The sequence below is a fragment of the Bremerella sp. JC817 genome (genome assembly GCF_040718835.1).
Classification (GTDB): domain Bacteria; phylum Planctomycetota; class Planctomycetia; order Pirellulales; family Pirellulaceae; genus Bremerella.
This window is the reverse complement of the sequence record NZ_JBFEFG010000259.1, coordinates 48,584-72,615: the sequence shown is the minus strand read 5'-3', so window position 1 is coordinate 72,615 and position 24,032 is coordinate 48,584. Positions and strand designations below refer to the sequence as shown.

30 protein-coding genes are annotated in these 24,032 nt (G+C 57.7%); 12 read left to right on the top strand and 18 right to left on the bottom strand.

What is annotated here, in order from left to right:
- Positions 1-226 precede the first annotated feature (226 nt).
- Entirely contained in the window at positions 227-799 is a 573-nt protein-coding gene (locus tag AB1L30_RS05270) for a hypothetical protein (protein ID WP_367012385.1), read from the top strand.
- Here the strand turns inward: AB1L30_RS05270 and AB1L30_RS05265 are convergent.
- The 5 genes from AB1L30_RS05265 to AB1L30_RS05245 all read right to left on the bottom strand — a co-directional run bounded on the left by AB1L30_RS05265 (position 796) and on the right by AB1L30_RS05245 (position 4,879).
- Positions 796-1,470, bottom strand: a complete 675-nt coding sequence (locus tag AB1L30_RS05265; protein WP_367012384.1) for a hypothetical protein — start codon at positions 1,468-1,470, stop codon at positions 796-798. The genes AB1L30_RS05270 and AB1L30_RS05265 overlap by 4 nt on opposite strands.
- A gap of 361 nt (positions 1,471-1,831) precedes the next feature.
- A complete protein-coding gene (locus AB1L30_RS05260) occupies positions 1,832-2,257 on the bottom strand; it encodes a hypothetical protein (protein WP_367012383.1) in 426 nt (141 codons plus the stop codon).
- Positions 2,258-2,577: 320 nt separating this feature from the next.
- Complete coding sequence (locus AB1L30_RS05255) at positions 2,578-3,318, bottom strand: hypothetical protein (RefSeq protein ID WP_367012382.1); 741 nt, start codon at positions 3,316-3,318, stop codon at positions 2,578-2,580.
- A 191-nt stretch (positions 3,319-3,509) separates the two neighbouring features.
- Positions 3,510-4,226, bottom strand: a complete 717-nt coding sequence (locus tag AB1L30_RS05250; protein ID WP_367012380.1) for a hypothetical protein — start codon at positions 4,224-4,226, stop codon at positions 3,510-3,512.
- An 11-nt stretch (positions 4,227-4,237) separates the two neighbouring features.
- Positions 4,238-4,879 (bottom strand): SMI1/KNR4 family protein, encoded by a 642-nt coding sequence (locus AB1L30_RS05245; protein WP_367012378.1) that lies wholly within the window; start codon positions 4,877-4,879, stop codon positions 4,238-4,240.
- Positions 4,880-5,076: 197 nt separating this feature from the next.
- Here AB1L30_RS05245 and AB1L30_RS05240 point away from each other — a divergent pair, with 197 nt between their 5' ends.
- Positions 5,077-5,589, top strand: a complete 513-nt coding sequence (locus tag AB1L30_RS05240) for a hypothetical protein (protein WP_367012377.1) — start codon at positions 5,077-5,079, stop codon at positions 5,587-5,589.
- Positions 5,590-5,659: 70 nt separating this feature from the next.
- On the opposite strand, the gene AB1L30_RS05235 is transcribed toward AB1L30_RS05240, so the two are convergent.
- Positions 5,660-6,040 (bottom strand): hypothetical protein, encoded by a 381-nt coding sequence (locus tag AB1L30_RS05235; protein WP_367012376.1) that lies wholly within the window; start codon positions 6,038-6,040, stop codon positions 5,660-5,662.
- A 122-nt stretch (positions 6,041-6,162) separates the two neighbouring features.
- Between AB1L30_RS05235 and AB1L30_RS05230 the strand changes: the two genes are divergently transcribed.
- A complete protein-coding gene (locus tag AB1L30_RS05230) occupies positions 6,163-7,764 on the top strand; it encodes a sialidase family protein (RefSeq protein WP_367012375.1) in 1,602 nt (533 codons plus the stop codon).
- On the opposite strand, the gene AB1L30_RS05225 is transcribed toward AB1L30_RS05230, so the two are convergent.
- From AB1L30_RS05225 to AB1L30_RS05210, 4 genes are all read right to left on the bottom strand, one after another.
- On the bottom strand, positions 7,761-8,318 hold the full coding sequence (locus AB1L30_RS05225) for a DUF4240 domain-containing protein (protein ID WP_367012373.1): 558 nt from the start codon (positions 8,316-8,318) through the stop codon (positions 7,761-7,763). The genes AB1L30_RS05230 and AB1L30_RS05225 overlap by 4 nt on opposite strands.
- A 57-nt stretch (positions 8,319-8,375) precedes the next feature.
- Entirely contained in the window at positions 8,376-9,014 is a 639-nt protein-coding gene (locus AB1L30_RS05220) for a dihydrofolate reductase family protein (RefSeq protein WP_367012372.1), read from the bottom strand.
- Between the two features lie 171 nt (positions 9,015-9,185).
- Positions 9,186-9,593 (bottom strand): AAA family ATPase, encoded by a 408-nt coding sequence (locus AB1L30_RS05215; protein ID WP_367012592.1) that lies wholly within the window; start codon positions 9,591-9,593, stop codon positions 9,186-9,188.
- Between the two features lie 22 nt (positions 9,594-9,615).
- The gene (locus AB1L30_RS05210; protein WP_367012371.1) at positions 9,616-10,167 is read right to left on the bottom strand and encodes a hypothetical protein; all 552 of its coding nucleotides are present in this window, start codon (positions 10,165-10,167) and stop codon (positions 9,616-9,618) included.
- A 292-nt stretch (positions 10,168-10,459) separates the two neighbouring features.
- On the opposite strand from AB1L30_RS05210, the gene AB1L30_RS05205 reads away from it, so the two are divergent.
- Entirely contained in the window at positions 10,460-10,870 is a 411-nt protein-coding gene (locus tag AB1L30_RS05205) for a hypothetical protein (protein WP_367012370.1), read from the top strand.
- A 39-nt stretch (positions 10,871-10,909) separates the two neighbouring features.
- Here the strand turns inward: AB1L30_RS05205 and AB1L30_RS05200 are convergent, their stop codons facing one another.
- Complete coding sequence (locus AB1L30_RS05200; RefSeq protein ID WP_367012369.1) at positions 10,910-11,374, bottom strand: hypothetical protein; 465 nt, start codon at positions 11,372-11,374, stop codon at positions 10,910-10,912.
- Between the two features lie 466 nt (positions 11,375-11,840).
- Here AB1L30_RS05200 and AB1L30_RS05195 point away from each other — a divergent pair, with 466 nt between their 5' ends.
- Positions 11,841-12,914, top strand: coding sequence for an Lpg1974 family pore-forming outer membrane protein (locus AB1L30_RS05195; RefSeq protein WP_367012368.1), 1,074 nt, complete (start codon positions 11,841-11,843; stop codon positions 12,912-12,914).
- Between the two features lie 265 nt (positions 12,915-13,179).
- The gene (locus AB1L30_RS05190) at positions 13,180-15,441 is read left to right on the top strand and encodes an HTTM domain-containing protein (RefSeq protein ID WP_367012367.1); all 2,262 of its coding nucleotides are present in this window, start codon (positions 13,180-13,182) and stop codon (positions 15,439-15,441) included.
- Positions 15,442-15,472: 31 nt separating this feature from the next.
- On the opposite strand, the gene AB1L30_RS05185 is transcribed toward AB1L30_RS05190, so the two are convergent.
- A complete protein-coding gene (locus AB1L30_RS05185) occupies positions 15,473-16,009 on the bottom strand; it encodes a hypothetical protein (RefSeq protein WP_367012366.1) in 537 nt (178 codons plus the stop codon).
- 194 nt (positions 16,010-16,203) lie between these two features.
- Here AB1L30_RS05185 and AB1L30_RS05180 point away from each other — a divergent pair, with 194 nt between their 5' ends.
- Both AB1L30_RS05180 and AB1L30_RS05175 read left to right on the top strand, forming a co-directional pair.
- Entirely contained in the window at positions 16,204-16,767 is a 564-nt protein-coding gene (locus AB1L30_RS05180; protein WP_367012365.1) for a hypothetical protein, read from the top strand.
- A 107-nt stretch (positions 16,768-16,874) separates the two neighbouring features.
- Positions 16,875-17,393: a hypothetical protein gene (locus AB1L30_RS05175; protein ID WP_367012364.1), complete on the top strand. Its 519-nt coding sequence runs from the start codon at positions 16,875-16,877 to the stop codon at positions 17,391-17,393.
- A gap of 26 nt (positions 17,394-17,419) precedes the next feature.
- Here AB1L30_RS05175 and AB1L30_RS05170 read toward each other — a convergent pair whose 3' ends face one another.
- Together AB1L30_RS05170 and AB1L30_RS05165 are read right to left on the bottom strand one after the other, a co-directional pair.
- Positions 17,420-17,983, bottom strand: coding sequence for a suppressor of fused domain protein (locus AB1L30_RS05170; protein ID WP_367012363.1), 564 nt, complete (start codon positions 17,981-17,983; stop codon positions 17,420-17,422).
- Positions 17,980-18,417 (bottom strand): hypothetical protein, encoded by a 438-nt coding sequence (locus tag AB1L30_RS05165; RefSeq protein WP_367012362.1) that lies wholly within the window; start codon positions 18,415-18,417, stop codon positions 17,980-17,982. The genes AB1L30_RS05170 and AB1L30_RS05165 overlap by 4 nt, the downstream gene beginning before the upstream one ends.
- Positions 18,418-18,707: 290 nt before the next feature.
- On the opposite strand from AB1L30_RS05165, the gene AB1L30_RS05160 reads away from it, so the two are divergent.
- A complete protein-coding gene (locus tag AB1L30_RS05160) occupies positions 18,708-19,112 on the top strand; it encodes a hypothetical protein (RefSeq protein ID WP_367012361.1) in 405 nt (134 codons plus the stop codon).
- A 55-nt stretch (positions 19,113-19,167) separates the two neighbouring features.
- On the opposite strand, the gene AB1L30_RS05155 is transcribed toward AB1L30_RS05160, so the two are convergent.
- The gene (locus AB1L30_RS05155) at positions 19,168-19,710 is read right to left on the bottom strand and encodes a hypothetical protein (protein WP_367012360.1); all 543 of its coding nucleotides are present in this window, start codon (positions 19,708-19,710) and stop codon (positions 19,168-19,170) included.
- Between the two features lie 167 nt (positions 19,711-19,877).
- Between AB1L30_RS05155 and AB1L30_RS05150 the strand changes: the two genes are divergently transcribed.
- Positions 19,878-20,852, top strand: a complete 975-nt coding sequence (locus AB1L30_RS05150) for an ankyrin repeat domain-containing protein (protein WP_367012359.1) — start codon at positions 19,878-19,880, stop codon at positions 20,850-20,852.
- Between the two features lie 4 nt (positions 20,853-20,856).
- On the opposite strand, the gene AB1L30_RS05145 is transcribed toward AB1L30_RS05150, so the two are convergent.
- The gene (locus AB1L30_RS05145; protein ID WP_367012358.1) at positions 20,857-21,528 is read right to left on the bottom strand and encodes a hypothetical protein; all 672 of its coding nucleotides are present in this window, start codon (positions 21,526-21,528) and stop codon (positions 20,857-20,859) included.
- Between the two features lie 8 nt (positions 21,529-21,536).
- On the bottom strand, positions 21,537-22,157 hold the full coding sequence (locus tag AB1L30_RS05140) for a hypothetical protein (RefSeq protein ID WP_367012357.1): 621 nt from the start codon (positions 22,155-22,157) through the stop codon (positions 21,537-21,539).
- 219 nt (positions 22,158-22,376) lie between these two features.
- Here AB1L30_RS05140 and AB1L30_RS05135 point away from each other — a divergent pair, with 219 nt between their 5' ends.
- Together AB1L30_RS05135 and AB1L30_RS05130 are read left to right on the top strand one after the other, a co-directional pair.
- Entirely contained in the window at positions 22,377-22,748 is a 372-nt protein-coding gene (locus AB1L30_RS05135; RefSeq protein WP_367012356.1) for a DUF2262 domain-containing protein, read from the top strand.
- Positions 22,749-22,834: 86 nt separating this feature from the next.
- On the top strand, positions 22,835-23,371 hold the full coding sequence (locus AB1L30_RS05130; protein ID WP_367012355.1) for a tetratricopeptide repeat protein: 537 nt from the start codon (positions 22,835-22,837) through the stop codon (positions 23,369-23,371).
- Between the two features lie 79 nt (positions 23,372-23,450).
- Here AB1L30_RS05130 and AB1L30_RS05125 read toward each other — a convergent pair whose 3' ends face one another.
- Entirely contained in the window at positions 23,451-23,987 is a 537-nt protein-coding gene (locus AB1L30_RS05125) for an Imm5 family immunity protein (protein WP_367012354.1), read from the bottom strand.
- Positions 23,988-24,032: the final 45 nt, after the last annotated feature.

Here is a 24,032-nt window from a genome sequence, read left to right as displayed (position 1 = left end):
GACTCGTTTGACGGGCCTAATGATACCAACGTAGCCCAGCCGATTCCATGCGACGCCTGCCCAGGGCTTGTTCGCTAGCGGGCCGACCATGCTACGATACTCGTTCCTGGCAAACGCTTGCGACCAGGACATTCAGGCGGTGAGATCGAACGGCCAGGGAGCGATGCCTGCCCGTTTTCGATCGGCGTGAACACCGGCCCCATCGATGGAGTAAGGAAACCGACGCGTGGTCGAACCGGTCAAAGTTTACGGTCTGAAAGAGGGGCACCTGGTTGCCTGGCATGACGGGCCAGAGCATGCGCCGCAAAGCTCGGAGGTACGAGGTCGCTGGACGGTCGCCACGCTCCAGCCAAAGATTCAGGCCTTTACCTTCGCAGAGAAGCATTGGCGGCGCGGGCACATCGCCAGCCTGGTGATGACTGGAGTGATCGCCGCGCTGTTTCTGTTCTGGCAGCCGATCGAATTTCAGATCGCCTTCGCGGTCGTCTTGCTCTTCCTGGCGGCGCTGAACCTGAAGTGGACCTTCCGCTATCATCCGTTTCGTTTGATCTTGGCCCGCGATCCGGCGGCGGTTGATCCCGACGAGGGAGAAATCATCGACGCCGCCCACGTCGACGCCATCCTCATTCGCGAGGGAGAAGGCCGCCGCGGCGCCGACGATCGCCGCGTGCAGGTTTTGATCCACATCGCCCCGGAAGACCGCTGGGAGATGGTCTTCCAAAGCTATTATCTCACGCGCAACAACGCGATTAAAACAACGCAGCGGCTGGCCAACTGGCTGAACGAATCGCGCGGTTAGCTGACCAGCGTGCCGTAGTTCAAAAAGCGAATATTCGTGTAGCCTTGTTTCTCGATGTACTGTTTGAACTGGTTGGTCACGAGAAACAAGCCGGTGCATTCGACCCCGAACAGGTCATGCTCGCCGACCGCTTTCGCCGAGATAAACAGTCCGCCGTCAGGATCACGCGGCGTATGCTGCACTCCGTTGTACGCTTCGACGCCGAGGAACTGTTCGTACACGATTGTACCGCAAGAGTCGCAGGTCTCGTCGATCTCGACCGTCGATTGGTCGAGCAGCGGGACCGAATGCGTCGGCTTCAGCCAGACCAGTTCCGGCCCTTCGTACGGTAGCCAGACACGCTTCACCCGGGTTCGCTTAGGTGGCTTGGGGCGGTATAAATTGGGATGGTCGGCCAGTTCGACGGGCTGCGTCGTCGCGCCGCGAAAGGTCTTCAGCAGTTCGCTAGCGATATCGGCCCGGACGACGACATCGCCGACCGAGAAAACAAAGTCACCAATCTGATCGCTGCCGTCCGACCACTCTGCCTCGAAGCGTTCGTGCGTGATGGTCAGCATCGCCCCGCACTCTTCGCACTCGGTTCCTTCCGGGTCTTCGTAATAGCGATAGAGCTGAGCGTAGTCGTGGGTAGCTGGAATCTTGATCTGCCATAGCACTTTGTCGTCGTCCAACGGTCCGTTCCTGCCTGCCCACTTCTTCGTTCCTGAATCGTTCCCGCCAGCATAACACCCCGTGCATGTCAGGTGAAGCGTCGCCCGTCTCGGCGGAACGCCGATGGCAGCGGTTGCCGGCGCCGCGATGTCGGTTAATTGACGAAGCTATGGGAAGATCGCGAAGTTGTTCTTCGGACTTTCGATCCTGCACGACATCATGCGGTTTGGTGTGGTGCTGGCCAACGATAGTCAGCTTAATGGCAAGCAATACCTTTTAATGGCAAGCAATACCTTTCGCAGATGCCGCAACCAGGGCAGACGAGCATGAACGACAGCCTTGGCTATCAGCTGCAAAATGGCATGTCGCTATCGCTGCGTGCTAGTGCGTGTAGAACGAGTGCAAGATGATGGCGATCGGGATGCTGCTGGGCAGGTGCTGCGAGACGACAGCTTCGCACCAGGGTCGGTTGCGGGCAAAGAAGCGGTAGTGCACTTGAAACAGCTTCCGCTTACCGAGCCGCGCCACCAGCTTGTGATAGGAAGGTGCCTGGCAGAAGATCGTTTCCGAGCCGAGCTCGTATCGCGAACCGGTCAGGGAATCTCCTTTGTAGGAGAGCAACGCCTTCTTGCTACGCAGGTCTCGCAAGATGCCGTTGCGAACTTCGAGCCCCATTAACGAACCTGCCTCCCAGCAGAACAGACCTTGATGCAGCTCGCATGGAAACGGCTCTTGCCCGGCGATACGCATTTCAAACGCCCGCGCAGAAAGCCGCCCGGTCCGATAGACCGCAATCCGATAACTCATCCCGAAAACCTCACCAAACCAACCGGCCCACCATCAACGGCCCGTCATAGCGTCTTCACCCGGCAATCGCCACACGCTTTACCACGCAGCGCAAAGAATACCAGGCACAGTCAAGATCTTACCTGACCCAACAGAAACCGCACCACCCTGCCCTTGGGATTGGCGGGTAGTGGAATCGAGAACGCAAATTGCATTGCGATACGAGCCAATCCGTGATGATGCCACCAATTCCATGACGAAGAGACAAAAATGGAATTGGTGGCCAGGGTTTGATATCGGATGCTGTGAATGAGCAGCCGTTGGACCGGACGTCAGATGGGCTATTTTTTAACGACGCCAGTCTTGGTAACGCGTTGGACAGTGTCTGCGCCGTTGCCTTCTACCAGATGAAATCCATGTCCTGGGTCGATTGTATTCCAGAAATCGAAGGCCGCATTGGTTGTTTGAATCCGGAAGCGTCGTGTCTTCCCAGCCTTAGGGTCGTCATGTGGGTGACGCGCCTGAATACCCAACGATGTGTTCTTGTCGAACATGAGGTAGTCGGTTTTCAGGTGGAGCCGCTTTTTGCCATCATCTGGAAGTTCGCCAAGATGGTTGCTGAGAAACTTCAGCCTTTCCAATTGTTGAATTGAAGATGCGGTTAGTTGAACGAAATCACCGTTTTCATTGGCAAGTTGAAGCTCTTCTAACTTGGCAACCTTTCCATTTTCCATATCACTCAAAGCTTTGGTGGCATCCTCGCGAATTCCTTTTATAGCTTTTAGCGCCATTTCAGCGTCTCGTTTGGCGGTCTCGATAGTATCAGTCCCAATCTCCTTCTTTGTTTTATCGAGGATTTCGCGAGGCATCTGTGCCGCGGATGCTCCAAATACTAACACAATGACGATGCCACAGACGGTGATCGCTCCAGTTGCTGCTTGTGCGAAACTACGAAGGCTTCGCAGTTCGGTCTCCAGAGCGTCAATTCGCTGGATTAGATTGGCGCCGTCCAATTTGCCCGACAGGTAGGCTAATTCGCGGCGGATGTCCTGGGTTTGGGATTCAAAATTGTTCGGGTCCACTGTTGGCTCCATGGTGGTAAGAACATCGTTGTTGTCCGCCTCGGTGAGGGGGCATTGTTAACGGTATTCCCATAGAAAGCTACCTAGTACAGCCAGAAAAATGCATATTTAAGAATGCGCAAATGTAGCAGTATGTTAGTGGTAGCTAGATCTTGTAACACTACAGCGGATTAGAAACCCGTCGACAAACTCTACGTTGCATTCTCCCCCAATATCTTGTCAATCAGTGCCACGCGGTACTCAATCGCGGTGGTTACTTGAGCGAGGGAATCTTCTCTCGAACTCGCTCTGAGGATAGAACGTATTTCGGGCAACCGATCGATGGCTTCCGCCGAGGTGGGAATTGATTGCCAGTTCTCTAGGATCTTCAGCAAGTTCGCCATGCCTGCCCAGAACTCGTGCTCTTCCTTCTCAAGAAGATAGGGCTTGATGATTGTCAACGTGTCGGCAAGCGGCACATTGGTATGGGCAAGCGCATTCAGGCCTGCGAGACGTTGGTTGAATTCGGTCGACTCAACCAACCGGCGAACGGGCTCGGTCGGAAGCTGAAACGCATTCCAATGGGTCGCGAGGTAATTTGCAGCATGCCACATCAAACCCGGGTTCGCTAACGATGTTTCGACATCCAGCAACGCAGCGATCGTCTGCTGAAAGAAGCTGGCGGGCAGTTGCTGATAGGGTAGCCTCAGCAGCAAATATTCGAGCTCGTCGGGTTGGCAATCCGTGAACAGGGCCCGCAAAAATGCCAGGTCGTTATCGGTCGGCCAATCTTTGGGCAGGTCATCCTCGTTTCGCTGGTTGGATACGACTAAATGGAAGATCGGCGCGGAACTTTCCGTGAACCCATACTTGCGCGTCAGCCAAGTGATCAAAAGAGGAACGCCACTCGGATCGAAATCCTCGTTCATCGAATCGCACTCTAACCCAATCGAAAGCGATTTAAAAACTCAGGTGAGTTCCACTCGACGCCGGTTTCTTTAAGTAGGTTCGGCCAATAATAGCTATTGGGCTGAACAAAGCATACGCGGGACCAGGCTTCGAAGAAGGCGGGCCAGTCATCGGCGAGCGGGCTCCCGTTGTCGCCGCTTCCACCGTCGAGCCAGTCATGCTTGTCGAAGATGGCCTGGCCGAAGCGGTCTTCGTTCAGATCGATCGACAGGAAATCGCCGTTGGCAATGCGAACCAGCGGCAGCCACTGGTGCATCCGCGCGTTAGTTCGCAGGGCCAGCTCAGGGTCGTCGGTGTGAGGGAAGCCATATTGGCGGGCCGCCTCATCGCTATACAGTCGCCAGTCACGCATGCCCAGCAAGCCTTCGACCGACGACGCGATTGGCTCCATCGTGAACGTGCCAAATACTTTGTCTTTTGGTGAAGTCCACGCCAGGTCGAAGCCATCGGCGAACTGCGTTACGAACGAAACATAGGACGCCGGCAACGAAAGCTGTAGTCGCTCTTGCGCTTCGTCGACGCCAGCCTGAGTGGCGGGCGGATTGGCCTCGAACTGCAGCGTGATTCCCAACGTGCTCAAGTGCTTCCGCACGCGCTCGACAATTGATTGCATGGTGACTCTTAAGTGGTGTGCCCAGGCGTGAGACTTGCCCAGTGTTACAGAATGCGGCAGTCGGTTATCGATCGGTGATCATAATGTGGCCATGTGACGATATTTCAGGAATTCTATCACGCATCTATCGAGCGCGCCATCATCCCTTTCTATATTAATGCCAACATCAACCATGGGCGGGGAAATGGGAGAAGAACGTGGTCGACGCGACGTTGTTAGTGCGGCACTTGGAGTCGAACGAGACGATTCCGCTGCGCGATGTGCATGCCGCGATGGAGTCGAATAACCTGTTAGTGCTGGGACTCCTGCGCGAAGTGGTCACGCGGCATTCTAGTCGCATCTTCCCGAAGCCTGACTGGATGGAGTGCCGCCGGGCAATCGTCACCTATTTGCTGCTGTGCGTCGAGCAAAAACCGGAGCTGGACGAGTACGTGTTGTCGCCTTATTTGGCCATGCACGATCTGCTGGGCATGTTGCGGCATTGGCAACTTCAGCCTGGCGAAGAACAAACGCTCGTGCCGGAGACGCTCGAGAGACTACGACAACTCTACCTGCGCGGCTCGGCTGAAACGCAGCTTTGCATCGAGAACGGTTTCTTAGAACACTTCCTGGAAGATCGCAACAATCTTAGTTTGCTCGACCGCTGGAAAACCGACCCGCAAACTGCTACCGCGATCGAAGAGTCGCTCAAGTGGAGCGAAGGAACATAGAACTCCGTCGTTACATCGTCCCGTAGGGTGCGTCTCGACGCACCCTACGAAGACTGATTGCGTTTTCGATCTACGACGTAGGATCGCCATGCCAGTTACAGCCACACCATAGACACTGCTGCGCTTTGGGCGTTTGAACGATGCGCTGGCATGCGGGACAGCGATTGATAAAGACCTGCTGCGGAACCTCACGCATGATTCGCTCAGAGACGCGGCGCCGGAAGGTATCGGGGCCGTCACGCAGCGCCGCGATTACCTGGGGATCGTTGCGAATTCCCCAGCGTGCTCTCAGATGATTCGCCATGGACGGGTCGGCAGCTTCCGCCTTCTGTTCCGCTAGGATAGCCTTGTTCGCCTTCCGTTCGATTTCGGTCAACAGCGACGTATAGTGTCGCCAGATATACGAACTTAGTTCGGCGTCGTCATCATAAGAGGCTGTCGAATGAGTCATGGCCTCGTCATTCCATGGTCAATGTGCATTTCGCGCGTGGGTAGAGTAAGCTTAGCAGGGTCAAAAGAACCAATGAAGTTGTTGCCGTGTTCGGTGAATACAACTCCTGGGAAATGGGACGCGTGATAGAAATCGTGAACGATACGAATCACGTTCTCGATCTCGAAAATGAAGAGGCGAAGGTTATGCGTACGAGCTTGTTAGCGATCGGTGTGGTGCTTGTTCTGGCTGCGACGGCTTGGGGCGGCGACTGGGCGGCAAGCAGTCCGGCGCCGGTCACGTTGTCGGCGAACGAACTTTCGATCGCGACCGGCAAACCGTCGCTCGTGTTGATGTCGCATGTGTCGACCCATATCCCGGTCTGGTCCCTTTCCGGCGGAACGGCAGGGCAATCGGTCTCTGGCGTTGTCGGCGGATTCTCTCGCGAATATGCGGCGGTGAAAGTCGAGATCGTCGTGACCAGCAACGACGAAGCGACCAGCCCACAGTTCGCCGATGTCTATCGCGTTCATCTTTCGCAGATGGTCGTCGGCGAACCATTCACGTCGCGGTATCGGCTGGGGAAGCCGGTGCAAACGGCCTTGCCGGCCGGACCGCTTTATACGCGGACGATCTTGCTCGAATCGTATTACCCGATCGTGCCGGACGCTCCGATCACCGTTCGCATTCAACGTGAACCGGCGTTGCCGGAAGACACCTTCACGCGGCCGACTGGGCTGGCTCTGGTGAAGGTCACGCCGCTGTATGCTCCGGGCAAAGCTCACGTGGTGCAAGACGTGCCTGGCTATAACTCGTGGCCGATGACTCAGGCAATCGGCAACAAGCTGGTCTGCACCTACAGCCGCGGATCGGCGCATTCAATTGGCGAAGATGCCCGAGCGGTTTTCGCCCGCACTTCGACAGATGGTGGCAACACCTGGACCGAGGAAACGGTGGTCGCCGACACGCCAGGCTACGGCGAGGTGACGGTTGGCAAAGGGCTCGATTCCCAGGGAGCGATGCTGCTGTGGGTTCGCCGAATTGGGAAAGACTGGAACCACGATCTGTATCGCACCACCGATGGCATCACGTTCCAGCGAATCGCAACGCCGAAGATGGAAGTGCAGCCGATGCAGGTCACCGACATCTTCCACGTGCCGGAAGTTGGTCTGATGTCGCTTTGGTTCGCCGGCAACTATCAGAAAGACAACAGCCATGCCTGGGGAACGCTGACCAGTACCGACGATGGCGAAACGTGGACGCAAAAGACGATCGAGTCTGGCCTGACGCACGAAGAGTGGCCGACCGAGCCGGCGGCGGTTTACCTGGGCGATGGCAAGATTCTGGGGATCGGCCGGACCGAAAGTGCCCGCAGCCAATATCAGTTGACGTCGACCGATTCAGGTAAGACCTGGAAGCGAAGCTCGACCAACATCAGCGATATCTCCGCATCGACCCCCAGCTTGATCTTCGATGCCGACACCGGCCTGGTGAGCAACTATTACTACGAACGTGGCACTGGCCTGGTCCGTTGCCGCGTGGTCGATCCGCAGCAGGTCTTCGATCAGCCGCTCAGCTGGCCTGGGTCGAAGGTGATTGCCATTGGCAGCACCATCGCATGGGACTCGGGCAACGCTAACGCCACGGCGATCGGGCGAAAGCACTTCGTTTCGTACTACTCTGGCAAAGCACCTGATACGTCGGTGTTCGTGGCGGAGCTGTCGGCCCCGCAAAGAAACGACTAACCAAGTTCGCCAGAATCGGGGAACGCGGCAACCAGTTGAGGATAGAGGCGAGCCATCTCGTCGTCATCGTCGAAGTCGAACTCTTCGCCGGCCGGGTCGCTTGGGTACGGCGGGAACTCGAGGTCCAATTCCGATACGCCCAGCTCTTCCGCCACGTCGAACGCAACATCCTGGAAGCCCTCGCTTAGCATGTACGGCAGGTCCTTTCGCTTCATTGTCGGGGCCAGTTGGTCCGGGTCGTTGATCGCTATCTCGAAGACGCTTCGCCCGAGGCTGATCAAATTACTTCGGAAGTCGCTGAAGCTGTCGTCGCCGCAACCACCGAACAGCCAATACGCCGCGCCCCATAAATCCCAGCGATACGCCTCGATCTTCTTCTGCTGAAATAACGTGATAAACTCCCCCAGCGCTGCGTGGCTCAACTTCGAGAGTTCCGTCTCCAGCGACGCCAGGTGAGCATCGAACAAGTCGTCTTCCGAAAACGACTCTCCCAATCCCTCGAGTGCCGCGGCCCGCGAGGTTTCAATAAGCTTCCAGAACTGGTCTTCGGTCATCGTGCTATCTGCCGTTAGGAAGGATGCCTTGCTGGAAAGTAATGGTCGCCCGAGTTTTCAAACGCGAAGATAGCGCAGGTGCGTTGCATCGGGTGTCGAGTGGGCTGATTCGATTTTGAATTGAGGAATCCCTTCGTCAAGGTTTTCCCAGAGGCGGCGGCCGCCGTGGAATAGGACCGGCGCCAAGGCGATTTCAAGTTCGTCAACCGCGCCCAGGTTTAAGTATTGCTGCACGACATCGGCTCCGCCAGAGATCCGAATGTCACGATCGCCGGCGACGTTGCGCGCCTTTTGCAACGCACTCTCGGGGCCATCGTTCACAAAGAAAAACGTTGTTCCGCCGGGCCGTTCCCAGGGCTCACGCTCTTCGTGGGTGAGCACGAAGACTGGCGTATGAAAGGGAGCTTCCTCAGGCCAGCTTCGTTCGCCGGCGTCGAACATGCGCTTGCCCATGATGCTGGCTCCGCTGCGCTGCATCGTCTCGCGCAGCATGTCGTTGACCGGCCCGGTTTCGCCGCCGCTGCCGAACTGCAGGTTCTCGCGAAAATATTGCTGCTTCAAAATCCAGCCCATCAGCGAGCCCCACTTGGCGCCCCAATTTTTGTAGCTGGGATCTTCCCAATGTTCCAGATCCATCCCTTCTGGGGCCATGTAGCCATCAAGACTCAGGCCGATGTTCACAAAGACTTTGCTCATGCGATTTCTTTCCGAAGAAGATATAAGGAGCCATGCCGCCCGGCATCGGCTGCGACCTCGTTCAGCACAAAGGTAACTCTGTCGGCAACTGCTTGTTGCGGAAGGGAGCAGACCTGGTAGCCGGTGTCGGTGTAAGCGGAAACGGTCGGCGGATACGAAGCGACCGCCTGGTCAAAGTGCTGAACGCGTTCGTCGTCGCGCTGATAAATCTCGGCCCACGGCTGAGCGACGATCACCTTCGCCGCGTCGCGATATTTCGCCCCGGGCCTGCTGGCAAGCGGCTTCTTTCCAGCCGAGAAATCGGAGCCATTCCGGAATCGCGCGATTGAAAAAGAGCGGGCCAGCGTAGGTTGCGGCGCGTTCAAAGTCCGCGACACTGCGTTCGAATACGGCCTGTATAAATGCCTGGCGATCGGTGGTTGGAAGCAATCTGCCTCCGATTTTCCGCTGCTCACGCAAGATGGTGTTGGCCGCTTCCGGAACCGTAGCGTAGCCCAGTTCTCGCCGCGCGGCAATCCGTATCGATTTGCCAGCACCCGACGCGCCGGTGATCACATAGCACCAATTGCCTGGCAGCATAGGAGCCGCCATCGGGAAAGTGTCAGGCCGAATCGCGACCATAAATCAGCACTTCGCACGAGGTCGCCACCACGAAGGTTCGCCCCGTCGAAGAGAACCCGGCGGAGCGGAACTCGCACGGCTGGTCGGTCCCTAGTCGGGTGATGTTGGCCAGTTCGCCGGTCAGGCCAGCATAGTTTGACGAGAGAAAGATGTCGTGCTTCGGCCACGGCAACTGGACCACATGCAGGCTCCATCCGTCCGACGTGCCGGTTGCCAGCCCGCCGCCGCACAGCCCAGCCATTCGGACGATGGCATCCTGCTGGCGGCCAATGCCAGGAGCGGTTAGGCCTGTGCGATCGTCGTTGGCGAAGAACTCTTCCGGATCGCGGGCCAGTCGTTCGCCGGTCTGTCCATCGAACAGGCCGCGGCCTTGATGCGAAACAACCAGCAAGTCGTCCGCCCCTTCGACAAAGCCAACTTCCGTCAGCCCACCAACGCCGCAACCACCGACCAGCCGCCAAGGGGCCGGCGCATCGGCATAAGGCAACCCTTCCAACCGCTCGCGAAGCTGACGTTGATATTCGTTGGACATGGTCTGCCGGTAAAACCCAAGTGGAAAAGTAACTCGTCGACCGATGCCACCGTGCGAAGCAAGCCCCGCGTCGGGAATCGGCCTGCGATATGCTAACGTGCGAAAAGGGTGTCGGGCAAGTTGATGCATCGCTGCCGCGACTTGCGATTGGTGCGTCGAGACGCACCCGACACGAATGAATGACGTTACTGCCGTGAGGTTCTGGCGACTTGAATCGTCTTCGGCAAGTACTTACGCTCTAGTCGTCGCAGGCCGATTGGAAACTGCGTTGGACACTTTTCGGGAGCGAACGATGGAACTTGAACTCAAGCCGCACGTGGGAACCGACCTGTTGCCATTTGGGACGCCTCGCAGCGAAGTTCGCGACGGGTTGTTGGCCGGCAAGCAGTTCGTGACCCGGACCAGTGAACCGCGGAACGATTTCTACGTGTCGGATGGACTGATCCTGGGATATGACGACCAAGATACGCTCGAGTTCATTGAAGTCTTCTCGCCGTCGAAAGCGACGTTCGACGGGATCGAGCTAACCGACAAGGCGACCAAGGTGGTGATCGCAGAATTTGAAAAACGGGGCACAAGGTTCCGTTCGACGACGGCGGCTACGACTTTCGCGAGCTGGGAATCATCTTCTATTGCCCGGAAAAAAGGATCGAGAGTTCGTCGATCTATCGCGAGGGATACTACGACTGACGCGGTTTCATGAGAGGCCGATTCCCAGGCCCCTCACCCTAACCCTCTCCCCTCAGGGGCGAGGGGACCGGAGCGCAGGCGAGGAAGGGTTCGTTGTTTGTTGGCGGACTAAGCGAGTGCGGTCGGCGTTGAGGGGGAGGTGTGGTTCGATGGTTTCTACGATCTGATGCCACAGGGTTCTTAACGCTGGGTTCGTGATGCTGTTGGTCGGCTGCTTTAGCACAATCGTTGGAGCATGAAGTGGTCCCAGCCCGATCATGCCGACGTGGTTGTCTGGGGGAAGTCGCTCGGGTTCGGCGTAGGTTTGCACCTGGCGGACGTATTGACGAAGCCTCTGGTTCTCGGCGGCGGACAGCGAACCTTCGACCGTGACAGTCCGGCGCTCGTCAGGCCAGTCGGAACGGACCTCGCCGTAGAAACTGCCGTCGGGATGGATACCGCGAACGAACGCCCGGAGGTGGCGTCCATCGCCGGGACGCCAAATCAAGATCACGCGTTGTTCGTCGATCGATGGCATCGCCTCACCGCAGAAAAGAGAACGGACGCCTACATCTTATCGGGTGGGTGCGAAGGAAGGAAAGGAATGGGCCAAGGGGTAAATCGGCTTGCGGGCGAACCTTCCCAGGGTGAGAGGCATGAAAGGTCGTTTATTCGTTGAGGGGCGTTCCCTTCCCTCATTTTCGGTTCGGGGTGAGCACGTTGTGGCCAAATTGATAGATGCTAGCAGTAGTGATATCTCGGGCACATTCTTACGGCTGTGAGACTTTGCGGGCATGCTTTTAGCATTCTCAGAAAAACTGCGGGAAATACTCATCGAAGTTCAATCCTTGAATTGCATTGGCCGATGCGAGAGGTGGGGATTGTGCTTGTCTCGATTCAGTGTTTGACGGCGAGAAGCAACGGGGAGCGCGGATCCATCAGCGGGCCATGGACTGGTCGATCTCATGCAGGTGGATATCGAGAACTTTTGGAGAGATGATGCGATGGAACGCAAATTTTGGGTAGCCGTGCTACCAACCTTGGTAATCGCCATGTGCGGTACCGTGCATGCTCAAGAGGCTTCGCTGACCTCGTACAACGACCTGTTGTCGCGGATGGAAAACCTCGAACAGCAGGTTCAAGCCCAGTCGCACCAGATCTACAGCGGTATCAATTGCGACACTTGCGGTTCGCAGGACGTTTGTGGCTGCCAGCAGGAATGCGGTCGCTATTACGCTACCTACGAATCGGTCTTCGTGACGCCTTATCAATCGAACAACACCGCGATCATCGCTCAGAACGACCCTGTGATCGAACACCTCGGTTTCGATTGGGACCTGAAGCAGTCGAACCGTATCGAGCTGGGCTACCTGGCACCTAAGGGTGGCTTCGGCTGGCGTGCTCGTTACTGGCAATTCGACCAGAACACCTCGCTGACCGTTGACGGTAGCAATGGTCTGGTGCAGGACGAAGGGGTGATTGCTTGGGCCCAGACCGACAACGACATCGTTGGTTTGGTCGACGTCGACACCGCCACCATGACGCAGTCGATCCGCGTCAATGTCTTGGACCTGGAACTGCAAGCTCAGGCCACCAAGAACTTCCTGGTCAGCGGTGGTTTCCGCTACTCGGAAATCGACCAGAACTACCTGGCCGTTACCGACGCTGGGATTGGCATGGGGGACATCAAGTTCCGCGGTTATGGTCCAACCTTCGCTGGTGAATACAGCCGCAACGTGATCGGTCGCTGGGACGTGTTCGCCAGTGGTCGTGGATCGCTGCTGTACGGTCAGCAAGATTTCCTGGCCACCGACGACAACTCGAACATTTCCTACAAGAACCGCAACACGGGCACCCTGGCTGGTGCGTTTGAATTGCAGGCAGGCGTGAAGTGGACTTCGCGTAACGAACGCTTCTTCTTCAAATCGGGTCTGGAAGCTCAGTATTGGGCGAACGTTGGTAGCCCGAACCCATCGGCCACCTTCATGGACGACTCGGACGTCGGTAACTTCGACGACGTGTTGAACGAAGACCTCGGCTTCGTCGGCTTCACCCTGGGCGGTGGTATCCAGTACTAAGCTGGTGCTGGCCAAACGGCCAACGACAATTCGGAACGAACAAGACGCCTTCGTGCCTGCCTGGTACGAAGGCGTCTTCGCGTTGGTACCCAGCAAAATGTGCTGCTAGCGAGCCACGATGGGCCGACGCTAACTGGTTTCGCGACCAAGCTTTTCATGCGATCGGCCGGCGAACTTCTCTTGACGTGATAGCGGCCGATTGATTACATACTCTCGCCCTGTTTCTTGGGGGTGACCCGCTACGTCTGCTGAATGAGTGCCGACCATGAAATCTGCCTCTCGTACCAACACCGATTCCGCGAACCTGTTCGATCGCTTCCGTGTGCTGCTGGCCCGGCCGGTCGATGGAGCTTCGCTGGCCATGTTCCGCATCTGCTTCGGTGCGGTGATGGTCTGGCACATGGTGAAGTACTTTGGCAGCTACCAAGACACCAACCAGGTCGACGCCCTCTTTGCCCGGCCGGTGATGCACTTCACCTACCCTGGTTTCGGCTGGGTTCAGGCCTTCAGCGAACCCTGGATGAGCATTCACTTCGGCGTGGTCGCCGTGGCGGCAGCCTTGGTCATGCTGGGGCTGTTCTATCGAACCGCGATCGTGACACTCTTCCTGGGATACACCTACATCTTCCTGATGGAGGCGTCGCTGTATAACAATCACTACTATTTGATCAGCCTGCTGTCGTTCGTTTTGATCTTCATGCCGGCCCAGCGCTGCTGGTCGATCGATCGGCTGATTTCGCAGTACCTGGCGAAGCGCCGCGGCGAAACCGAACTGCTGCCAACCACGATTCCGTTTTGGCCGGTGCTGCTGCTGCGAACGCAGTTGTTTCTGGTTTACTTCTACGGCGGCATCGCCAAGTTCAACTACGACTGGCTGACCGGCGAACCGCTGCTGATGCCAGGCACCACGCTGCACGACATCCTCAGCAGCACGATTGGACTGCCTGCCGCGGTGCAGCCGATTCATCTTTGCTTGTTCCTTGCCTGGTCGGGGCTGGTGTACGACCTGAGCATTGGCTTCCTGCTGCTTTCGAGCCGCACTCGCTTGCTGGCGATCGCCGCGACCGCGCTGTTCCATCTGCACAATCACTTCATCTTCCCGATTGGTATCTTCCCGGCGATGGCGTTCACGTCGACGCTGATCTTCTTCCGTCCTGAATGGCCACGTCAACTGATGGCCTGGGTTCGTCGCCCGACGTGGAAGCTGTGGGAGACCAAGGCTCCCGCGAACAGCACCGGCAAGCAAAAGGGAAAGAAGAGCCTCCCGGCCGAGCCGCGCCCGATGCCGCTGGCTCTCGGCGCGACCTTAGCCCTCAGCTGTTTCATCGCCTGGCAGGCCACCTGGCCGCTGCGTCACTTCTTCATCCCTGGCGATGCCAACTGGACCGAGGAAGGCCAGGACTTCAGCTGGCGTATGATGCTTCGTGCGAAAGCGGCCGGGCACCTAACCTGTCGCGTCGTCGATCCTGTGCTGGAAACCACCACGCCGGAAGGCCGCCCGGGCATCGATTGGAACGCGTGTCCTGCCGGCACGCCGCAAGCGATTCACGTGGCGATCGATTCGCATCAGTTCAAGTGGTCGCACCACCCTGGGCTGACCATCACCCAAGATCCGATTCTTGGTCGCCGCTTGATTTACAACCCAAGTGCCCTGCACACCGAACGGGCTGAAGCGATCACCGTCGGCACGCAGAATATTGAAGCGCAGTGGGAAAAGACCTTTGCCCGCACGCCCCGAATCGAGACAACCATTTCGCTGACCGAAGCGATCGCCCAGATTCGCCAAGACTTCAGCATGAAAGCGAAAGAACTGAAGCTCAGCGAAGCCTCGACGGCTGAGTTTCTGCGCGAACTGGAAGCACTGCAACTGCAAGACCTGGCCCACGACGACGCCCAGCCTGGGCACGAATCGCAGCGAGCTCAATTGGTTGGCAAGCTGCAAGGTTTGTACAACTCGCCGCTGGCCGACATCGTTCGCCCGGTGCTTGATCGCCTCGAACCATTCCGATTGCAAGGTGCCCCGCTCAGTGGCAAGCCGCTGCTGGTGATCTTAGACCCAGCACTGGAAGACGCCTCGGCCAGCGAGACCGAAGCCGAACTATTGAAGCTTTCCAGTGGCGAGCCTTACATTGTCTGGACCGATTTCTCGCGGCTGCGTCCCGACGACTTCCGCCGCTTGCCGCTGCACTACGTGACGTTTGAAGATCGCTCGCTGCACATGGTGTGGAACCACTATCAAGAGATCGAATTGTTCCAGCTGGAAAAGGCCGCCGTCCGTCCCTGGATGATCCACCAATATGCTCAGCGCGTGAGCAAACGCTGGCGCGAAGCGACTGGACGTCAGGCGCAAGTCCGCGTCGAAAGCTACGTGATGATGAACTACACCATCCCACAAATGCTGATCGACCCCGAAGCCGACCTGGCCGCCGCCAACCTCAGCAACTTCGGCCACAACACGTGGATCCTGCCCCGCAACTATCAACGCATGAACGTCGCCACCCAGCCTGGGGCGACGTTGCAGCGATAGGTTCTGCGCGACGGCAACGCTTTCATCTGATCTAGAACCCCCACGTCACGTACCACGCATCGATCACGGCCGTCATGCAGTGCTGGGTGCCGAGGCCATAGCCGATCGCGGCGAGGCGGCGTCCTCGGGTTGTACCGTGAGTGCTATTCGCGCTCAGCCAGGCACCTGTCGCGGCCACGAAGAATAAGATGACTCTGGGGGGAGGCACGAAGCCGACGAGGTTCTCGATCGGCTCGAGCATCGCCGGTACCAGAAAGCAGGCGACCGTCATCGCGATCACCAGCAGGTACATCGGCCACGACCAGCGCGAATGCTCCGACGGTTGCCATGGTGCGATGATCGCCGCCACGCCCAGCAGGCTGGTCACAATCGCCAGCAGCGGGCTGATCCAAAAGATCCACAGCGGCCCGTTCACAAGTCCGGCGTATCCATAGTACACCATGAACAGCCCGAAGCCGCTTACAAACGAGCCAATCGACAACAGACGAAGCACCGGAGAAACGCGCACGCCTGTCGATGCTTGCGATTCTTGCGGCGAGGCAAACGGATTGGATGGTTCAGAAGGCATACGATCGCACGGTTTAAAGGCCCAGGTCTGGTTGCCTTACTTTATCCCGAAGTCGTCGCGACGAACAGAACGCGGCGCTGCGGCCAAGCCTGGCGAGTGCTCTTCCCGAAGTGTGGCATTCTGTCTGATTTTATGCCAACATGATCGATCGCGATCCCCTGCCCCAACTCTTTTCTCACCCCGTGTGACGCCCCATGAAACAAAAGCCGCTTGCGTATCTCAAGTCGTTGAATGCGAACTATTCTCAGAAGCTGCATCGCTGTCGCTGGTCGCCTGAAGATGCGCAGGAAATCGTGCCTCGGTTGATTACCTTTCTCGACGACCCGGATCCATTCGTTCAGCAGGAAACGCTGCGGGCGTTGTGCCACATCGGAACGCCAGCCTTGGCGGCCGGGGCACGCGTCGTAGAGCTTACCCGTTCAAGCGAGCAGATGACCAGAATCGTGGCGGTGCAAGCGCTCGGGCAAATCGCTCAAACCGATCCCAAGATGTGCATCGGGCCGAGCATCGCCGCGCTGCCTGATGCAGAGTGCCGCGTCCATGCGCTGCGGATCCTCGAGTTCCTCGGACCAGCCGCCGCCGAAGCACTCGACCATGTCCTGCCCTACTTCGACAACCCCCTCGCCAAAGAGCGAGCCCACGTCCTGCGCGTCGCCGCAGAGATCGCCCCGACCGACCCGAAAGTAATCGCGTTGATTCAGCAAGCTCAAACCGACCGCAGCCAGGAAGTAAGAAAAAGGGCCGCGAAGCTGGCGTGAGGGGTTGCTGGCTGTGGCTTCGATTTGCATTTCCCAAAAGAGAGCTATCTTGTTAGCATCGTCTCGAAGGTTGGTCTACGCACGCTTCTCACGGTTGGGTTGTGCTCATGAAATCGCTACATCACCTCGGTGGCATCGGACTCACGCTTGTTGTCGTAGGTGCGATCTTTTTATGTTCGCTGCGTGAGGAATCTTTGAGCGTTGGCAATGCGAAAGCTTCGTTGGAATTTCCGCTGCAGTGCGTGGATGAATTAACGGAAGTCGAGCGATTTCTCTGGAAGAGTCAGACAATCGCAGCGGAGGACTTTCTATACCGAAGAGGTTTCCGGGGCCGCCTGGTTGCGATGCAGGCAGTGGGGCCGCCAGGGGAATGCGAGTTTCCTATGGATCTGGAAGGTCTCGCAAATCGCGGTTTCATCATCACGTCCGATATGCGGGAGAATAACTTGATCGGTCGCGCCCAGTCCTATGATCTTCATTTTGAAGCGGACCAAGGTGCCCGTGTCACGGTGCTAGGTTTTCGGGCAGGTGCCCATGCGGAAGGGAAACTTGAAAAACTGCTGCTTCAGATCGGCGTTTATCCGCAAGATATCCGAACTCTTCACGTGGGTGCCGGTATCAACTAACGCAACCGATCTCGGTCGAAGAGTTCTCAGACAACACTCGCCCGTAGCGGGTCGAGGTAGTTGAACTCGGCTTCTTCCCACTTCTGTTCCAAAGCGTCGACACCGAATTCGCGGGCGAAATCTTTCTCGGCCAGCGTGATCGGAACAAGCCACAAGCAGCGGACGGGCGCTTGGGCATCCGCGACCGACAGCCATTCGAGTTGAGGACCATCGAGGTAAGGCAGCGACAACAGGCCATGCGTGCAGTGCGAATTTGCCAGCCATGGGCGGCCGAAATTCACGGTGTGCCCCAGCCCTAGCGGCCGCGTCGTTTGATGGTAATAGGCGACCGCATAAAGCAGTTCGACCAACAGCTCGTCTTCGTACGGCGCGAACAGATGAAGCTCGAGCGGGGCTTCGTCATTTTCCGGCGCCATACCACACGTCGCATAGGTGACCATCGCCCGCCCAGGCCGACTAGCAAACTTCAACACCTGAAACCGCGGGTCCAACGCCTCGGTCGGCCCCAGAGACCACACGCATGCCTCGCCCGATACAAACCACTGTTGGGCATAGTGCTGTTGAAGCTGTTGGCGGTACGTCATTGTCATCGCGGGTCGATCTTCAAACTGTCGAGCATTTGCTGAACAGTCGTTACGGCGGTTGGGTCGGCGGGACGCTCGGTGATGAAGCTGGCGAAGACCAGGCTCTTGCCGTCGGTCAGATACCACAGGCAGATCAGGTCGTCGTACGTTTCGAAGGTGGCCGTAATGCGCTGGACCGGTTCGGACTGGAAGGTCGTTTCTAGCGGCTCGCCCAGTTCGTACGCTTCGGCATAGTCGTTCAGCAGTTCGCGGAGCGATGCTTCGTCGATCTGCGGCAACTCGCCTGACTCGAACATCGCTGCCGAAAACTGGAGCGCCCCGGTATCGGCGTCGCGGTCGGCCAGCGTGATCGGCGGATCGTCGGCGTCGACTTGATCGGTGATGTCCTCCCAGTTCGCAGGACATTGCAAAGAGAAGCCTGGGTAGTGAAGCTCACGCATGGTCATCGCAATCCGCCATTCAAAAGGAAACAAGCCTTTGGCCTGATTCCCCGCCAAAGCAATGCTCCAGCCACCAGACCTACGTCAGGCTAGTGTCCCTGGCCCCTGCCGATCCATCAAGGGGAGTTCGCAAAACCTGCCAGTGCGGGGGACGTGCTATCGCAGCACGCGTGAAAAGAAATTCAATAGGTTTCAGCGTCCACTATTGTCACGTCGCGCCGTGTCAGGGACAACAAAGCAATCGCGAACGCTCTCTCGACAAACCTTCCCCGCAGACGAACTTCTTCAGGATGACCATGACCGCCCAGGCCACGACGATCACGATTTACCTTGGCGAATTTTCAGGACGCGATTACATCTTCGCGCTCGATCCTGCTGCGGCGAAGAAGTTGGTCGAGTCGAGCTGGCGGTTCGGCGATCCGGCTGAAAGCGAGGATGCCCTGAGCGACCAGTGGGCGAAGGCCGAGGGAGACGATGGTTGGCGCATCCGGGAAGTCAAGGTCGCGGCATTGTTGATTCCGGTGCAGCTGCTTCTGGAGGAAGGCACAGGCCACGTTGCTTGGCGTTGTCCCGAGTGCCAGGTTGCCTACAGCGACGACTGGCTCTCCGGCGATACGCTGCCGATTCTATTGAGCTGCGGCTGCAGCGAGCGGTCGAAGTACCTGGTCGGCGATGGGGAACGTCCGCCTGCGTAGGCTGCTCATTCGTAGAAGCAGATGAACAATTTCAACGCGTCGTTCAATCGATTCATCAAGCCGGGCGAGGCTGCGTTCCCAGAAACTGCTCGCCATTCCAGCCGAGCGGTTGTAGCTTGCGAACGCGTCGGCGATCGAGATCTGGCGGGTCGGTGTCGTACGACTGCAGCCGGCAAGGCATCAGCGCCGTGGGTTCTTCCAACAGCGCGTCGCGAAAGGTCATCAGCAGTTGTTCGACCGACAAATTCCGGTCGCACTGGCCCCACAGTTGGCACCCGGCCGAGGTGCCATGCACGTTGAAAAACGCGAGCGGCTTCATCTGTTTCGAGAAGGCAATGAAGTTGAGGTAGTACCCGCCCCCGTCGTGATGCAGCGTGTCGTTCGCCTCGAAGCCAAGTCGCTCGTTCGTCAGAAACATCAATCGAGCGAGTAGCCACGATGCGACCGGAGCCGCACCCAGCGGAGGCAACCGATCCCCTTCGACCAGCAACGCATCAAGCGACGTTTGTTCTACCCGAACCCCATCCGGAAACCTCGAAGCCATCGCCTGAGGATCGACCACAAACCCAACCTCCCCAAACCAAAACACGCCATCCACTCGATTGTTCCTGAAGATAAAGGGAGACGCTTGTTTGCGCGAAAAGCGGCAGAACCGTAACCAGTAAGCTAGAATCGCAGGTTGTGACGACATGCGATTATTTTGCGTTGGAGGCCGTATTCTAATACGTGAGGTCGCCCGCATGGAATCATTTCAGGAGTACCAGTGTGAAATCGAATGCGACACGAAGGCCGAGGCTTGCGACATACCTACTTGGTACTGGCCTGGTGTTTGCCTTGTTAGGCCGCGTTGTTTCGGCGCAAGAGGAAACGTCAGAAATAAAGCCGCCTCGCCCTGGCATGATTTCGATTGAAGCGGCATTTAAGGACAAGCCCAACGTCTCCGCGTTGGTGGCGGCCATGTTGCAAAACAATGAGACGGAGGCGCGGACGTTGATCGCCAATGGAGCCGATATCAATGCCAAAGGGGCCAATGGTCTCCGCCCGATCCATATTGCAGCGTTATACGGAAGCGACGAGGGGGTGACGCTTGCCATCGCCCTGGGCGCGAAAGTTGATGTCGCCACCGGGCATCACGAATCGCCTCTGCAGTATGCGCTCTATCCGCTAAGGCATCCAGAAGTCTTTCGCACACTCGTTGAAGCGGATGCCGATTTAGCGTGGGCATCGGAGCAAGCCAAGCTTGCCACATCGCTCTCGCTGGGCGAGTATATTCTCGGTCACGGTATTCAGTTCGGGCGTGACGATCCGGAGCCTATAAAGCTGTATTGGTTCTATCTCGAGAACGGCGGTGATATCGATGAACTGAATGCTAATGGGATGAGTATGCTAAGTGTTGCATTCAACCAGTTTAGCTACAACTTCGCTGGAAAGTTGCTAGACCGCGGCGCGAATCCGTACTCTGGCGAGCCTTCGCTGATGGACTTGCTAGAGCGCGAGAACGACATTCGGCCACCCAAGAAACTGGCCGTGCCATTCAGTCAATTTATTGAAAAGACGAAACAGCCCCGCGACGTTGAAGGGCTTAAGGCAAAGGCACAAGAACAGCTGACGGCCCATCGCAAGTTTCGCGAGCAGTACGAACAAACTCGCCGCTATCAAGCCGAGAACCAATCGTCAGGCGAAATGAAGAAGGCAATCGAAGTGATCGAGAGCGAGCTTAGCCGCCGGAAAGAAGATTGACGTCTTAATCCTGCAGCGCGAATTCCATGGGTTCGTCCTCCTTCACGCCGCATGCGTCGCGGAAGACTTCGGTGCAGAGGGTGGCGATCTCGGGGGCGGTTGCTGGAAGGGGGAACGACACGTACGTGGTGTCGATGTCGAATTGATCGTCGTGGGTAGTCGTCTCCTCCAGCGGCTGCACGCCGCGGCTGGCGAAAAGGGCTTTCACGGCGGCCAGATTCTCGTGCTGGCCATCCGCCGAGAAACTTAGCTCGAAGCCACTGTCGCCCCGCGAGATGAGTAACGCTTCGTGTCCTTCCCGGGCCGAGATGATCAGCGATGGGTAATCGCGCGAAGAGCGAAGCAGCTTTGCGATCAACGGCTCGAACCGGGCATAACCATCGTGCGACACGCGGAGCGGTTGTCTCGGAATAAGATAGAGCAGCCCCACCACGCAGCAAAGGGTGCCGATCAGCACGAGGATCGCCGGCCAGGCCTGGTTGCTGACAATGGTTGGGGGAGACGATTCTCCAAACGCCGTGAACGAACGGGTCACCAGCGTGATCGAGCCCTCTTCCTCGGCCAACTCCGCCGGGATCGCGCGCCGCATCATCACCGTCGCGATCAGATGCACCAGCGAGAATGCCGTCACCGGCAACAGACCAAACGCCAAGCTAAGCCATAAGAACGTTTTCATCGGATCGGTTAGCCTGTCTTGTCTTCGTTATCATGGGTGTCTTCACGCAGGGCCTGGACGGCGGCAAAGATCTTCGGGGCCAGGCCATCGTCCCAGCCATAGCCACTGAACTTTTTGATCGCCCAGTGGGTCGGCGGAATCATGTGCCCGGTCGCGGGATGCCAGAGCGACGATTCCCAGTAAGGCGACTCGGCCCACCACTCCAGATCAGGTACCATCGCCTGAAGCATCTTGGCAATCAGCGTCCCCAGTTCGATACAGGTAATCAAGTAGGAGTTGGCGTCGTCGGTCGGGTCGGATTCGGCGATCAGTTCCGCGATGTGCTGTTCATCGTAATACTGATCGATCGCCTGAATCCAGCGGCCACTCAGCGGCGGCTCGAGTCCGACGAGCTTGCCGAAGTCACCAATCGCGGCGTCGGTCATCGCGACGGAAAGATGCTGGATGACGCCTGCCTGGGCGTCGGGGTGAAGTCGGCTGAGCTCCGCCGCAGGCCTTCCGATATGATCGCCGTAACACAATAAATCAGGCCGCGTTGCCTCGAAGCCGCGCGATGCCAGGTCCACTTCCGAGTACCACGGCGCGAAGAAGCGTTGGAAGAGATCGTCGCAGTCAGGAAGGTTGGGCATCGGTTCCACTTATCAGCGCGGCCAGGTTCGCAAAAGTTGTTCTGAAGTTACCCTCTGCCACGTTCGTCGTCAAACATGCGCAGACCCTGACTGACAACTTTCGTGAAGGGTTCCAGTGACTTAAGATACGCATCAACAATCCCCGCGCGGCGCCACATTCGCTTCTTCCTTTTGGACGGGGCAACGTTGCGGCGGCGAGCAACGAACAAGGAAGCAGGCATGGATACGATGCTGACGGTCGATGGTCACGAGATTCGCGTGATGGAAGGTCCTTATATCGAAGCAGGCAAGGTGACCTCCGCTGCCACCGAGTTTGGCCGCAAGTTGATCGGCATGTTGCCTGCGATGAAGAAGGCGGCAACCGACTCGCTGCTGGAAACCTACAACGATTCATGGGCCGACGAAGAAGAAGGCTTCCCCGAACTCGACGCCGCCCAGTTCGAAGCGAACCTGGCCTCGCCCAAGATCGTCATCTTCGACGACCTGAACGCCGCCTCGGTCTTCTTCGAAGACTCCGACATGTTCGGCGGCCACAGCATCGACGTCACGATCGATGAAGGCAAGATCAAAGGAGCAACGCTGGTGGGTTAGTGGCTGGCCTGTGCTTCCTGGTGCTTCCTCAATCCAACGAAAAGCCCCTCACCCTAACCCTCTCCCCTCAGGGGCGAGGGGACCGGATGCCATGCGAGTTGAAGGTGTGGCCGGCGTCGATTGGTGAACCTCGGTCCGAGCTTCGTGTCTTTTGCGGCATGGGATGTGACGCGTTTGATTCTTATGAATACTACCGGTCGCTGGATCTTGAAAGCCTGTTGGCCATTGAGCGGCAGCAGAGGGGCGATGTCGATTTGCTGGTGCAGATTGGCCTGCGATACATCAAGCGGCAAGACCTGCATCAGGCCAGCACCTATTTCCACCGGGCCTGGCGGCTCGACCCGAGCGATGCGTGGCCGCATATCTACATCGGCCACTTATGGTATCGCATCGGCCACTACGATCAGGCCGCCGAGTCGTTTCAAACCGCGATCGACCTGATGCCGGATGAAGCCTGCCCCTATTGGTGCCTGGGCGATGTCCGCCAGGCCCAAGGCGATTGGCAACCAGCCGAAGCCCTCTATCGCCAGGCGGTCGCCATCGACCCCGAAGACCGCACCGCGCAGGAACGCCTGGAGCGGTATCTCCTGAAGCAACAAACGCGCGACGACCTGCAGCTGTGAGGCGGGTTGGTTTGGATTGCGGCAGGATCAAGTAACGGGGCATGTCAATCAGCCTGCAATCCGCTCAGCTTTCTCCACACTAATCGCCAAGCTGTGCGAGGTACCAGGTCCAGAACTCTCTTCGTTTTAGGCGATCGCCGGGGAAGTCGGATCTCCAATACATGCCGCCTGAGAATGCACATGCGGCGTAGAATGCGGGGCCGCAGTCGTCGAGGTCGCCTTCTTCTTCCGGAGTGTCGTTTTCGAGGGACTCATCGTGGCAAAGTACATGGCAAGCCGCCCATGCTGCGTGTCCGGCACATAGGGCCGGAAAGCACTCGTCGGGTGAGTCCCCTTTTTCACCTAGGAAGTTCTCCAAATCATCGAGCGGCGTGATCTCCGCGCCGAAGTCGAGACCGGTTGTCCTCGATCTCTCGAAGTAGTTGTCCAGCAAATCGAACGGGTCGGTGTCCGTGGGGAAGGACGTTACCCATATCGGTTCGACATGCTTCGCGCACCGGTAGGCCAATACTTCTCGCGCCTTGCGATCGAGCGACCTCAGGATCGACAATCGAACCGGGAACGGCAGTTCGCCATGCTCGTCAATAGCAGCCAGGTATCGCGACGGGGCATTCATGGGCGTGTCTCTAAGAGTTGGTTCTTCGGCATTCGCAGACAGACC